This is a genomic window from Aeromonas sp. CU5, assembly GCF_002586745.1.
Classification (GTDB): domain Bacteria; phylum Pseudomonadota; class Gammaproteobacteria; order Enterobacterales; family Aeromonadaceae; genus Aeromonas; species Aeromonas sobria.
In genome coordinates this window covers 1070050-1082785 of record NZ_CP023817.1, presented here as the reverse complement: position 1 = coordinate 1082785, position 12736 = coordinate 1070050, and the positions used below count along the sequence as shown (strand labels likewise).

Below are 12736 nucleotides of genomic sequence, written 5' to 3'. Positions count from 1 at the left end.
CCTGCAACAGGCGGGGCCATTTTCGGTCATCTTGGCAGATCAACCCTTACACATTGCGCGGGCGCAGGTGGGCGTGCCAGCGCGCTTCCCACTTCTTGAACAGCCAGACAATGACAAAGGTGAGCAGCATATAGAGCAGCCCGGCAGTCAAAAATGCCTCGAACGGACTGTAGTAGCGGGAGTTGATGATCCGCGCCGCGCCGGTCAAATCGACGATGGTGATGATGCCTGCCACCGCCGACCCCTGCAGCATGAAGATCACCTCGTTGCTATACGCAGGCAGAGCTCGGCGAAACGAGTTGGGCAAAATGATCCGGGTCAGGGTCTGCCAGCGGCTCATGCCAAAGGCGTTGGCTGCCTCAATCTGGCCGCGCGGCATATTGTGTACCGCCCCGCGCACAATCTCGGCAGTGTAGGCGCCGGTGTTGAGGGTAAAGGCCAGCAGGGCACAGAACCACGCCTCCGCAAACAGCGACCAGGCGGCACTGTTCTTCAGCCACTCCCACTGGGCAGCGCCGTAGTAGATGATAAAGAGCTGCACCAGCAGCGGAGTGCCGCGAAAGAAGTAGATATAGGCCCAGATCGGCCCTTTGATCAGCCAGTTGCGACTATTGCGCAAGATGCCCATCGGCACCGCCAGCATCAGTCCAAGGATCAGCGAGACCGCCACCAGCCAGACGGTGGTATAGAGCCCCTCCCAATAGGTGGGCCACTCTTGGAGAATGATTGAGAAATCCATGGCTTACCTCGTCTTCATCGTGATGTAGTGACGCTCGGCAGTGGCACCGCGACGATCACAGTAAACGGATGACCGCATTGAGTACGACATGGCTTACCTCGTCTTGATGGCGTAATGACGCTCGGCCCACTTGAGCGCCGAGGTGGAGACTGCAGTGAAGATCAGAAAGATCAGCGCCACCGCCATGTAGAAGGTGAAGGGCTGCTGGGTCGATCCCGCCGCTAAGGAGGCTTTGCGCACCATGTCATCAAGGCCGATGATGGAGACCAGCGCGGTGGTTTTCAGCAGCACCAGCCAGTTGTTGCCAAACCCCGGCAGGGCGTGGCGCATCATCTGGGGGAAGAGGATCCGCACAAACACCTGGGTTGCCCGCATGCCAAAGGCACGGGCAGCCTCCAGCTCGCCCTTGTCCACCGCCAGAATGGCGCCGCGAAAGGTCTCGGTCATGTAGGCGCCAAAGATAAAGCCGATGGTCGCCACCCCGGCCACAAAGGGGCTGATATCGATATAGTCGGGGAGCAGAGAGACCCACTCCTGATTGGGATTGCTCTCCAGCAACCAGCTGTTGTAAGTCTCGTTGACCCAGCTGCAGATGCCGTTGATCAGCACCTGGCCGCCAAAGAAGAGCAGCATCATCAGCACCAGATCGGGGATACCGCGAATGATGGTGGTGTAGCCGGTGGCGATGGCCCGGGCCCATTTATAGGGAGAGAGTTTGGCCAGCGCCCCCAGCATCCCCAGCAGCAACGCCAGCAGCAGGGAGGCCAGCGCCACTTCCAGGGTGACCCAGGCGCCCTCCAGCAGCGAGGCTTCGTATCCTTTCAAATCAAACATATGCAGCTCCATTGCAACTTATCGAGTGGGCTGATGCCTCTGAACAACAAGAGAACCCACATCTTTCAACACAGCCAGATGCAGCTCCATTGCAATTAATAGGGCCCATCGCTCCACACGGAGAGAACGGGCCCGATGACGACTGACGAGGTGAGCCGAACGGCCTGTTATTCGCTATCGATGTTGCGAATGACTCACCGTATACGGCTCCTGCTTTTACTCGCCGTATACGTCGAACTCGAAGTACTTGTCGTTGATTTCCTTGTACTTGCCGTTGGCACGCAGCGCCAGAATGGCGGCGTTGAATTTCTCTTTCAGATCCTTGTCAGCCTTGCGCACCGCAATACCGGCACCCTCGCCAAACCATTTGGGATCGGTCAGTTTCGGGCCGACAAATTCGAAGGCCTCACCGCCCTCTTTCTTCAGCAAGCCGTCGGTGATGGCGGCGGAGTCGGCCAACACATAGTCCACACGACCGGATTTCAGATCGAGATAAGCTTCATCGGCAGTGCCATAACGCTTGATGCTGGCGTTAGGGAAATTGTCGGTAATAAAGGTATCCATGGAGGTCGCACGCTGCACCGCGACGGACTTGCCTTCCATAAAGGCTTTGTCGAGCTGCACGTCAGTGCCCTTCTTGGCGGCGAAACGGGCCGGAATGTGCTGGTACTTCTGGGAGAAGTCCACCTTCTTCTTGCGCTCTGCGGTGATGTCCATGGTGGCAATGATGGCGTCAAACTTGCGCGACAGCAGCGCCGGAATGATGCCGTCCCAATCCTGTTTGACCAGAGTGCACTTCACCTTCATCTCTTCGCACAGGGCGTTGGCGATGTCGATATCAAAGCCTTTCACCTCGCCACTGGGCTCGGTCCAGGAGAAGGGGGGATAGGCACCCTCAACCCCGATCCGCACCTCTTTCCACTCCTTGGCCATCAGGCTACCGGACGCGAGGGCAGTGACTACGGCAGTGGCCAGCATCAGCTTGTTCATGTATCTCTCCTTGATAAAACAGTTGATTGGATAAGTCGGCATCCCGCCATCAGTAGATGGAGGAGATAAATTGCTTGAACCGTTCAGACTTGGGATGGGCAAAAATCTCCTTGGGGTTGCCCTCCTCTTCCACCCGCCCCTGATGCAGAAACATCACCTTGTTCGATACATCACGGGCAAACGACATCTCATGGGTCACCACCAGCATGGTGCGCCCCTCTTCGGCCAGCTCGCGCATCAGGCCGAGCACCTCCCCCACCAGCTCGGGATCCAGCGCCGAGGTGGGTTCATCAAACAGCATCACCTCGGGCTCCACCGCCAGCGCACGGGCAATGGCGGCCCGCTGCTGCTGACCACCGGAAAGATGCCCGGGATAGTAGTCGCGCCGCTCCCACAGCCCGACACGGTTGAGCAGATGCTCGGCTCTGGCGATCGCCTCGGCACGGGGCACCTTGAGCACCTGGATCGGCACTTCGATGATGTTCTGCATGATGGTCATGTGTGACCAGAGGTTGAAACTTTGAAACACCATGGCCAGCCGGCTGCGGATCCGCTCCACCTGGCGCATGTCTTGTGGCTGCCGCTCACCGGCCCGGTTGGTTTTCATGGCGATCAGCTCGCCATGGAGCGAGACGGTGCCGGATGAGGGGGTTTCGAGCAGATTGATGCAGCGAAGAAAGGTCGACTTCCCCGAGCCGGAGGAGCCGATAAGGGAGATCACATCCCCCTTGTGGGCGGTCATGTCGATGCCCTTGAGCACTTCGTGGGTGCCAAAATATTTGTGCAGATCACGTACTTCCAGTGCGGCAACGTCGCTCATCCATTACAACCTTGTCTGTCCCTAGACGCCGCAGGGGCGTGACTCAACCATCGTCCATTTAACAAAAAGTTAACCGATGGCAACCTTCAGCGAAAATATCACCCGGATAGTGAAAAAACAATACAGAACGAGGCTCTGCAGGGGATTCGCTCTATTTTTATTCGCTCTTTGCGTATTTTTCAGCACTTTGTTTGCATAAACAGCCGTTTCAATGGCCGCTCAGATACCGCCTTTTTATACCCCAATCATATCAGTGGCAAGAGAAAAGCGTGATGTGTGCCAAACCGGCACCAAAATGGCTTTATGCACCCCCTTGCAGAGCGAAATATCAGCCCCCCGATCGGATCAACTTGATTTCATTGGTTCACTCGGGCTCGCACAGAACCTTAACAAACAGACGGATTGTGGCAAAAAAGTAACAATCCTCCCCAAAAAGGGCTGTTTTTGGCCATGAAAGCGAGAGATATGTGACACAGAGCCAATAAGTAATGATAAGGTGGTATTTTTATCAGTTTTTGTGATCGAGGCCTCGATGTTGCTCAATGTGTTGCTGATCCTGTTGCCACTGGCAATCGGCTATCTGGTTCCCCTCTCCTCTGCCCGACTGATCAAGCTGGTCAACCAGAGTCTGGGCAAGATGGTCTACCTCATCCTGTTTCTGATGGGGCTCGGGCTTGCCTATGTGGAGAACCTTGGCAGCAATCTGACGGTGATCTTCAAGGTCGCCGGGGTGATGCTGGCGGCGATTACCTTCTGCAACCTGCTGGCCCTCTGGTGGCTCGACAAGCGCACGCCGCCGACCCACGAGGCGAACGATGCCAGGATGCCGAGCAAGCTGCACCTGTTGTGGGAGTCCCTGCAGCTCTGCTTTGTGGTGCTCGGCGGTGTGCTGCTCGGGCTGCTGGTGGATCTGCGCGCCCTGCCCATCGACAAATGGAGCGAGTGGGCGCTGATGCTGCTGCTGTTTCTCATCGGGGTGCAGATGCGCAACTCCGGCATGCGGCTGCGCCAGATCCTGCTCAATCCCTGGGGGATGAAGATCGCCTTCACCGTCATCATCAGCAGCTGGATTGGCAGCCTGCTGGCGGCCCAGCTGCTGGGCATGCCACTGAGCCACGGGCTGGCCCTCAGTTCCAGCTTCGGCTGGTACTCCCTGTCGGGCATTCTGGTGGCCGACAAACTGGGGCCGGTGCTGGGCTCGGCCGCCTTTATCAACGATCTGGGGCGCGAGCTTATCGCCATCCTGATCATCCCGGTCTTGATGCGTCGCCACCCCTCGGCCGCCATCGGTTACGGCGGCGCCACCGCCCTCGACTTCACCCTGCCGGTCATCCAGAAATCGGGCGGCATTCAGGTGGTGCCGGTGGCCATCGTCTCCGGCTTTATCCTGAGCCTGCTCGGCCCTATTTTTATTCTGGGCTTTCTGGCGATCTAAGCGCCCCAGATAGGCAGAACCACCATGAATTTTCTGGCTCATCTCCATTTAGCGGCCCATACCCGCAGCTCTCTCACCGGCAACCTGCTGGGGGATTTCGTCAAGGGGCCGCTGCCCACCGGTCTTGCAGCCCACTTCGATGAGGGGATCTGGCTGCACCGCAAAATTGACGGCTTCACCGACAGCCACCCCGAGCACAAGGCGGCCGTCGCCTGTTTCGAGGCCCCCTGGCGCCGTTTGGGCGGCATTGTAGTGGATATGATCTACGACCACTGGCTGAGCCAGCACTGGGAGCAGTTCAGTGCAAAGCCCCTGCCCCACTTCTTGCAACACAGTTATGACCAGTTATTGGCCGATCACCCACATCTGCCGGACGGACTGCCATTGCCCCTCAAGCGGATGGCCGAGCAGAACTGGATCGCCTCCTATCGTCACAGGGAGGGGCTGGGGCAAGCCCTCAACGGCATCGGCCGCCGGCTGCGCCGCCCGGTACCGCTGGGAGAGGCACTGCTTACCCTCGATGAGTCGCAGTGGCAAAAATGCGAGGCGGGGTTTCTGCGCTTCTATCCCGCGCTGATGGCGTTTAGCGAGCAGCAGCTAGCCCTTTTTCGCGCCCCGCAAGGGGCTGAGTAATCCCTGCGGATTGCGCCCCTTCGCCATAAAAAACGCCCCTCGCGGGGCGTTTGCCATCAGTTGGCTTCATCTTTCTTCTTGCGAATGCTGAGGCCTAGTTCCCGGCCACGCAGTCGGGCGTAGTAGATGGTGCCGACAAAGGCGAGGGTGGTGAACAGCAGCTCCACCACCGCCAGCCACCGCTCCCCCTCATCCGTGGTGATCAGGGTGAGGGCGTGCAAGAAATAGGGCATCAGCACGAAGTTGCCCCAGGCGTGGGTGTAGGGGCTGCCCTGCACTATCCCCTTGAGCGGGAACAACAGCGGCACCGTCCAGATCACCGGCAGCAGCCAGGGATTGAGATCCGGGTGGGGAGAGAGCCACAGGTGCCACAGTAGCACCCAGCCCAGCAGACCAAAGAAGCCGACCAGGGTCAGCCAACGCGCGAAGCGGGTACTCACTGGAGGATCTCCAGCACCAGCTCCGGCGGGCGACCAATGCGGGCCTGACCATTCTTGATGACGATGGGGCGCTCGATGAGCTTGGGATGCTGATGCATGGCGCGAATGAGGGCATCACCGCTGACATCGGCCAATCCCAACTCCTTGTAGAGATCCTCCTTGGTGCGCATCAGCTGGCGCGGATCGCTAAAACCGAGCTGAGAGAGCAGGGTGTGGATCTCATCTTCGCTCGGGGCCTGCTCCAGATAGAGCACCACATCAGGGGCGATCCCGTGCTGTTCCAGCAGGGCCAGGGTTTCGCGACTCTTGGAGCAGCGCGGATTGTGGTAGATTTGGGTCTCGCTCATGGTAACTCCCTGATTAATCGCAAGATGGGACTAGAAACGGCGCTATTGTAGGGGAAAGTGATGGTCAGGGTAAGCGGCAGTGGAAAGGAATTGAAACGAATTTGTTGGCTGATTGTGGCTGGCCTGCTGGGCGCCTGCACGCCCGCCCCTGAATTTACCGATGCCACAGGGCAACCGGTCAGCTTGCGCCACTTTGCCGGCAAGCCGTTGCTGGTCAACTACTTCGCCCCCTGGTGCGCCCCCTGCCTGCGGGAGATGCCACGCCTCAACGGACTGGCGGCGGAGGGCCAGATCACCGTGGTAGCGATCAACTACGACCCGACCACCCCGGCAGAGCTGGGCCAGCTGGCAACCCGCTACGAGATCAAGGTGCCACTGCTGATTGCCAATGCGGAGGCCAGCCTCCCCTTCCCTCGCCCGGGTGCCCTGCCCACCAGCTATCTGCTCGATAGTGAGGGCAAACTCAAGCAGACGCTGGTCGGTGAACTGGACCCGTCGAACATCGAGATGCTCAAGGCGACCACCAGCAGCCTGAGTCACTAGCCCGTTGCAGCTATCAACCTCACCAGCATCAACCTCACCGACATCAACGTTACCGCCATAAACAATAAGGGCGCACAACAGTGCGCCCTTATTTGCTTGGCCAATGCCCGGTGTCGTTAGCCCTTTAGGCTGTCGAGATCCTTCTTGGCCCGCTCCAGCTCGGTGATCCGCGCCTCCAGACGAGCCAGAGTCATCCGGTCGCTGGTGGTGCCGCGCGCCACGATCAGCTCGTCGATGGCCGCCTGATAATCCCCGCGCAGCGCGAGCATCTCGGCGCGCGCCATATGCAGATCGGTCATCCGGCCAGCCTTGCGATAGGCATCAGCCAGCAGATTCCAGGCCAGGTTGTTCTCTTCATTGGCACGGGCATAAGGGTCGAGGATGGCGATGGACTTCTTGTAGTTGCCGCTCTCGAGGTAGGCGTTGCCAAGGTTGACCACCACCACTTCGTTGTCCGGCATCCGGCTGCGGAACTTCTCGAGGCGAGCGATGGCCTGGGCGCTGCGTCCCTTGGCCAGATCGATGTCGGTCAGGGCATCGACGATAAAGAGATCTTCCGGATGACGGGCAGCCAGCTCCTGCATCAGAGTGTCGGCCTCGTCGGTGCGCTTGAGCTGGATCAGCGCCAGCGCCTTGCCATAAATAGCGGCATCCTTGAGCGGGTAATCCCCCTTCTGGATCCGGGTATCGAAGTAGCTCAGCAGCCCCTGCGGGGTATCGGTGCCAAAACGAACCTGAATACGCACCTTGGCCAGCCAAAAGTCGAGGCTGGGCGGCAAGTCGCGGCGGCCATAGCTGCCGGCACGGGCGCGGGCCTCGCTGATCCGGGTCTCCGGCAGCGGGTGAGTCAGCAGCATTTCCGGCGGCTTGCTGGCGTAACGGTATTCAGCAGCCAGTTTCTGGAAGAAGTTGGCCATCCCCATGGGGTCGAAACCGGCATCATAGAGGGTCTTCATGCCGATGCGATCCGCTTCGTATTCGTTGTCGCGGGTGTAGTTGATGGCGGACTGCATGGAGAGGCCCAGCGTGGTCTGCAATGCGGCGATACCGGCGGTGGGGTTGATCACCGCCAGCGCGATGGAGCCCACCAGACCGGCCAGGGTTATCGCCGAGCTGCTCGCCTGGGCCTCCATGTAACGGGCAATGTGGCGCTGGGTCACGTGGGTGATTTCGTGAGCCAACACCGACGCCAGCTCGCTCTCGCTGTCGGCGTAGAGGAACAGGCCGGTGTGCACCTTGACCCGCCCGCCGAGGAAGGCGGCCGCGTTGATGGTGGGATCGTTGATCAGGAAAAAGGTAAACGGGAAACGCACCCCATCGGCGTTGGTCAGCAGTCGCTGACCCAGATCGTCGATGTATTGGCTGAGCACAGGATCATCGATGATCGGCAGGCCCGCCCGGGCAAAGCGCATGAAGGCGTTGCCGTAACGCACTTCCTGCTCGATAGGCAGGGCAGAGACCCCGGCCGTGCCGATATCGGGAAGCTGGTTGTTAGCCTCGGCATGAAAGGTGGCGCCCATCAGGGAAGCCAGCAGGGGAAGCGATGCCATCAGGGGGGAAAAGCGTGCCACGTTATCTCTATCTCCATCAGAAAGGGCCTCGGCAGAATACCCTTGCCTATCAAGGGCTACAAGCGTTGTTTCACGCTCTTATCACGGCCATAATAGCGGCCACCTGCCTGATGGAGTCCCCATGGAAGTTCTCGACCTGACCCCCTGGCGTTGCCCCGAGCCGCTGATCCGGCTCAAGCTCTGGTTAAAGGATGCCAAAAGCGGTCAAACCGTCACCATCCGGCTGGCCGATGCGGGCTCCCGGCAGGATATTCCGGTCTATCTACAGCGTCAGGGCCACCATGTCGAAATGCAGCAAGAAGCGGACAATACCCTCTCTTTGCAGTTGGTTGTCGGGGCAAAACAGCCATCTTAAGCCCCAGTGATGTAAGGATGCAGTCATGTTAGAAGTATTGAAGCGCTGGTATCAGACCCGTTTCTCCGATCCCGATGCCGTTACCCTTTTCCTGTTGCTGGTGTTCTGCTTCACCATCATCTGGCTGTTTGGCGATCTGTTGGCCCCCCTGCTGGTGGCGCTGGTGATGGCCTATCTGCTGGAGTGGCCGGTCGCCCGGCTGCAAAAAGCGGGTCTGTCGCGCACTCCGGCCACCAGTCTGGTGCTGCTGCTCTTTATTGCGGTGGCGGTGGCCTCCTTGCTGGGTCTTATTCCGACGCTGGTAAGTCAGGGGATTAATCTGGCCAAAGAGGCGCCGGCCATGCTGACCCATGCCCAGGATTATGTGCGCACCCTGCCGGACAAATATCCCGAACTGATTGATGTCAGTCTGGTGGAGACCGTCATCGACAATATCCGCCAGCGCATCCTCAGTGGCGGCGAGCATCTGGTGAGCGCCTCCCTCAGCTCGCTGGTCAACGTGGTCGCCATCATGATCTACCTGATCCTGGTGCCGCTGATGGTCTTCTTTATGCTCAAAGACAAGCGGGTACTGATGGGCAGCCTGCGCCGCTTTCTGCCGCGCAACCGCACCCTGGTCAACCGGGTGTGGGTAGAGATGAATAACCAGATCATCAACTACATCCGTGGCAAGGTGATCGAGATCCTCATCGTCGGGATTGCCACTTATATCCCCTTCGCCCTGATGGGACTGCGCTACTCGGTGCTGCTGGCCGTGGCCGTCGGCTTCTCGGTGCTGATCCCCTATATCGGTGCCGCCGTGGTGACAGTGCCGGTGGCCATGGTGGCCCTGTTCCAGTGGGGGCTCACCCCCGAGTTCGCCTGGCTGATGGTGGCCTATCTGGTGATCCAGGCCCTCGACGGCAACCTGCTGGTGCCGGTACTCTTCTCGGAGGCGGTCAACCTCCATCCGGTGGCCATCATCATCGCGGTGCTGGTGTTTGGCGGCTTGTGGGGATTCTGGGGGGTCTTCTTCGCCATTCCCCTCGCCACCCTGGTCAAGGCGGTGATCAACGCCTGGCCAAAGCGGGAAGATAGCGCCCATGCCGTTAAATGATCGACGATACAAACCACTGACTCAGCCACTGATACGAGATCGCTCATGACCCTTTCACGTCCCATCACCCTTGGCGGGCTTATGGCCCTGCTGCTCGCCACCGTGGCCCCGGCACAGGCCGAGATCAACCTCGGCTCGGTCGATATGCTGGCCAGTGACAGCCCAACCAGTCCGGTGCCGCAAGGGCTGGTGGTGGGCGCCACCCTGCTCGGCGGCCAGGCCCGCTACGAGGCGCAGGACAATGCCATCTACGCTATCCCCGGCTTTATCTACTTCGGCGACGACTTCATGTTTCTCGGGGATCGGGCACGCTACTACTTCCACAAGGATGAGAAGGTCGCCCTCTATGGCTATGGCCGGGTGCGTTTTGGCAATCTGGATCCCGAAGACTCACCCGCCTTCAGCGGCATGGAGCAACGCAAGTGGCAGCTGGAAGGGGGGATTGGCGGCAATATCGTCACCCCCTATGCTCTGCTGACCATCCGCGCCAACAGTGACGTCACCGGCCGCAGCAAGGGGCAGGAGCTGCTGCTGTGGGCCGATTTCCCCATCCTGCGCGACAATCTGCTGATCATGCCGGGCATGGGACTGATGCTGCGCAGCGACAAGATGGCCAACTACTACTTCGGCGGCATATCCGGGAGCGAAGCGACCGCCCAGCGACCCGCTTGGGATACCGGCACCACCCTCTCTCCGATGGCGGCGCTGATCACCAGCTACCGCTTCAGCCCCAACTGGATTGGCATGTTTGCCATGAACTACGAATTGTATGATCGGGACATCAAAAACAGCCCCATCGTCCAGCACGATGGCGAGCTCTATGCCGGTTTTGCGCTGGGCTATATCTGGTAACGCCATGTCAGCTGACCGGCGCGCCGCTCTGAGCAGGCCAACGCAGCACCTAAAGCAAAAGAGCAAAAAGGGAGCCATTGGCTCCCTTTTTCATCCCTTGCGTCTGACTTACAGCGCGCTCAGAAACTCGGCCAGCGCCTGATTGACGAAGGCGGGATTTTCCAGGGTCGAGATATGACCGGCAGCCGGGATCTCTTTAAACCGGCAAGCCAGCACCTCGGCCATCAGATAGCCCTCCAGCACCGGACGGGCCTTGTCCTCGCAACCGGTCATCACCAGCGCAGGCACGGTGATCTCTTCCAGCCACTCGATGCGATCCTCACGGGTGACAAAGCTGCGACCCACCGCCACCATGGCGGCAATCTTCTCCGCAGGCCAGGTAGCCAAGCGCGCCTTGAAATCCGCCAACAAGGTGGCATCGGGCTGGTTGGCAAAGAAGATCGGGGCCACCTGTTCGATGATGGGCGCCGGCACAGTGCCGTGCTGCTCGATCATCGCCAGCATGCCGAGATAGCGCTCACAGGTGATCTGGGGCTCGAGGCCGACAAAACTGTCCATCAACACCAGGCCCTTGATGCGGTTTGGCGCCATTCTGGCCAGTTCCCCCCCCCACATGCCGCCGATGGAGAGGCCCACCAGCACATACTCCTCAATGCCGAGGGCATCGAGCAGCGCCAGGTGATCGCGAGCCAGGGTTGCTAGGGTGCAGCCACCGTCAGGAAGCACGTCGGAATCACCGTGGCCCCACAGCTCGGGCACTATGCAGCGATAGCTGCCCTTGAGCGCCTCGATTTGTGGCGCCCACATGGCGCTGTCCCACAGGTAACTGTGGCCAAACAGCAGCACCGGGCCCTGCCCTTCATCCAGATAGGCCATCCGGCGGCCCGCTATCTCCATAAAATGCTTCATGTTATCTCCTGTTGCCAGCTGCTGATGATGAGGCGGCAGTGCAAAATGCCATAAATGGCTTCATGTTTTTTCTATTGCCAGCGGCTGATGAGGCGGCAGGATAAATCGCCATAATTACCTCATGTTTTCTTCTGTTTCTGTTGCCAACTGTTGATGGGGCGGCAGTGTATCACGTCCCCCTTGGCAGTGGCGCCTCCCTGGTGCAAGCTGGAAGTGACTCAAAGAAGTCACCCCTGAAAGGATGCCAAAAGGAGAAGCGCATGGCGAAGGAGAAGAGCAAGAAGCGGCCGCGTCTGGACAAGAAGTGCTACGAGCACCACCTCGCCCATCTGCAGGAGGAGCTGGTCAAGCTGCAGGAGTGGGTCAAGCAGGAGGGGCTGAAGGTGGTGGTGCTGTTCGAAGGACGGGATGCGGCAGGTAAAGGGGGCGTCATCAAGGCGATCACCGAGCCCCTCAACCCCCGGGTCTGCCGGATCAGTGCACTGCCCGCGCCGTCGGATCGGGAGCGCTCCCAGTGGTATTTTCAGCGCTATGCGGCCCAGTTGCCTGCCGCTGGCGAGATGGTGCTGTTTGATCGCTCCTGGTACAACCGGGCCGGGGTCGAGCGGGTGATGGGATTTTGCAGTGACGCGGAATATCGCGAGTTTCTGCGCGCCTGCCCCGAGTTCGAGCGAATGCTGATCCGCTCGGGCATTACGTTGATCAAATACTGGTTCTCGGTCAGTGACGAGGAGCAGGAGAAGCGCTTCAAGGAACGCATTAATACCCCGATCAAACGCTGGAAGTTCAGCCCGATGGACTTGCAATCCCGCTCGCGCTGGGTCGAATACTCCCGAGCCAAGGATGACATGTTCACTTATACCGACACCGAGGATTGCCCCTGGTTTGTGGTGGAAGCCGACGATAAGCGCCGTGCCCGCCTCAACTGCATCGCCCACCTGCTCGGCAAGGTGCCCTATCAGGCGATCCACTACGAGCCCATCAAGCTACCGCCCATCCATACCGAAGGCTATGAGCGACCACCGCTGACCAGCCAGACCTTTGTGCCCGATATTACTGCCGAGCTCGAGGCCTGAACCCTGCCGGTTTTACCGCACGGCAGGCACTGAATATCAGACAATAAAAAGCCGGTCTGACGACCGGCAAAAAGGCATTGAATACCAGGAAAACCA

General features: G+C 59.4%; 15 protein-coding genes. 7 read left to right on the top strand and 8 right to left on the bottom strand.

The window, feature by feature from the left end; genetic code table 11:
* Window positions 1-46: 46 nt before the first annotated feature.
* From CK911_RS04880 to CK911_RS04865, 4 genes are all read right to left on the bottom strand, one after another.
* Window positions 47-739, bottom strand: coding sequence for an ABC transporter permease (locus CK911_RS04880; protein WP_098969184.1), 693 nt, complete (start codon window positions 737-739; stop codon window positions 47-49).
* Between the two features lie 93 nt (window positions 740-832).
* The gene (locus CK911_RS04875) at window positions 833-1573 is read right to left on the bottom strand and encodes an ABC transporter permease (protein WP_042022322.1); all 741 of its coding nucleotides are present in this window, start codon (window positions 1571-1573) and stop codon (window positions 833-835) included.
* Window positions 1574-1789: 216 nt separating this feature from the next.
* Window positions 1790-2563, bottom strand: a complete 774-nt coding sequence (locus tag CK911_RS04870; protein WP_068979112.1) for an ABC transporter substrate-binding protein — start codon at window positions 2561-2563, stop codon at window positions 1790-1792.
* Between the two features lie 49 nt (window positions 2564-2612).
* A complete protein-coding gene (locus CK911_RS04865) occupies window positions 2613-3383 on the bottom strand; it encodes an ABC transporter ATP-binding protein (RefSeq protein ID WP_033138423.1) in 771 nt (256 codons plus the stop codon).
* Window positions 3384-3915: 532 nt separating this feature from the next.
* Between CK911_RS04865 and CK911_RS04860 the strand changes: the two genes are divergently transcribed.
* Both CK911_RS04860 and CK911_RS04855 read left to right on the top strand, forming a co-directional pair.
* Window positions 3916-4818: a lysine exporter LysO family protein gene (locus tag CK911_RS04860; protein WP_098972465.1), complete on the top strand. Its 903-nt coding sequence runs from the start codon at window positions 3916-3918 to the stop codon at window positions 4816-4818.
* 24 nt (window positions 4819-4842) lie between these two features.
* A complete protein-coding gene (locus CK911_RS04855) occupies window positions 4843-5451 on the top strand; it encodes an ACP phosphodiesterase (protein WP_098969183.1) in 609 nt (202 codons plus the stop codon).
* 56 nt (window positions 5452-5507) lie between these two features.
* On the opposite strand, the gene CK911_RS04850 is transcribed toward CK911_RS04855, so the two are convergent.
* Together CK911_RS04850 and arsC are read right to left on the bottom strand one after the other, a co-directional pair.
* Window positions 5508-5891 carry a DUF2069 domain-containing protein gene (locus CK911_RS04850; RefSeq protein WP_068979114.1) on the bottom strand — a complete coding sequence of 128 codons (384 nt, stop codon included), beginning with the start codon at window positions 5889-5891 and terminating at the stop codon, window positions 5508-5510.
* Window positions 5888-6238: an arsenate reductase (glutaredoxin) gene (arsC, locus tag CK911_RS04845; RefSeq protein ID WP_098969182.1), complete on the bottom strand. Its 351-nt coding sequence runs from the start codon at window positions 6236-6238 to the stop codon at window positions 5888-5890. The genes CK911_RS04850 and arsC overlap by 4 nt, the downstream gene beginning before the upstream one ends.
* 60 nt (window positions 6239-6298) lie before the next feature.
* On the opposite strand from arsC, the gene CK911_RS04840 reads away from it, so the two are divergent.
* Window positions 6299-6781, top strand: coding sequence for a TlpA disulfide reductase family protein (locus CK911_RS04840; RefSeq protein WP_098969181.1), 483 nt, complete (start codon window positions 6299-6301; stop codon window positions 6779-6781).
* A 116-nt stretch (window positions 6782-6897) separates the two neighbouring features.
* Here CK911_RS04840 and CK911_RS04835 read toward each other — a convergent pair whose 3' ends face one another.
* On the bottom strand, window positions 6898-8352 hold the full coding sequence (locus CK911_RS04835) for a M48 family metalloprotease (RefSeq protein ID WP_353737061.1): 1455 nt from the start codon (window positions 8350-8352) through the stop codon (window positions 6898-6900).
* A 121-nt stretch (window positions 8353-8473) separates the two neighbouring features.
* Between CK911_RS04835 and CK911_RS04830 the strand changes: the two genes are divergently transcribed.
* Genes CK911_RS04830 through CK911_RS04820 form a run of 3 tightly spaced genes read left to right on the top strand, consistent with a single transcriptional unit; the run spans window position 8474 to window position 10655 of the window.
* Window positions 8474-8707, top strand: coding sequence for a sulfurtransferase TusA family protein (locus CK911_RS04830; RefSeq protein WP_098969180.1), 234 nt, complete (start codon window positions 8474-8476; stop codon window positions 8705-8707).
* A 25-nt stretch (window positions 8708-8732) separates the two neighbouring features.
* Window positions 8733-9803, top strand: coding sequence for an AI-2E family transporter (locus tag CK911_RS04825; protein ID WP_098969179.1), 1071 nt, complete (start codon window positions 8733-8735; stop codon window positions 9801-9803).
* A 45-nt stretch (window positions 9804-9848) separates the two neighbouring features.
* Entirely contained in the window at window positions 9849-10655 is an 807-nt protein-coding gene (locus CK911_RS04820) for a MipA/OmpV family protein (RefSeq protein ID WP_098969178.1), read from the top strand.
* 108 nt (window positions 10656-10763) lie between these two features.
* Here the strand turns inward: CK911_RS04820 and CK911_RS04815 are convergent, their stop codons facing one another.
* Window positions 10764-11564, bottom strand: coding sequence for an alpha/beta fold hydrolase (locus CK911_RS04815; protein ID WP_098969177.1), 801 nt, complete (start codon window positions 11562-11564; stop codon window positions 10764-10766).
* A 260-nt stretch (window positions 11565-11824) separates the two neighbouring features.
* On the opposite strand from CK911_RS04815, the gene ppk2 reads away from it, so the two are divergent.
* Window positions 11825-12640 carry a polyphosphate kinase 2 gene (ppk2, locus tag CK911_RS04810; protein WP_098969176.1) on the top strand — a complete coding sequence of 272 codons (816 nt, stop codon included), beginning with the start codon at window positions 11825-11827 and terminating at the stop codon, window positions 12638-12640.
* Window positions 12641-12736 lie beyond the last annotated feature (96 nt).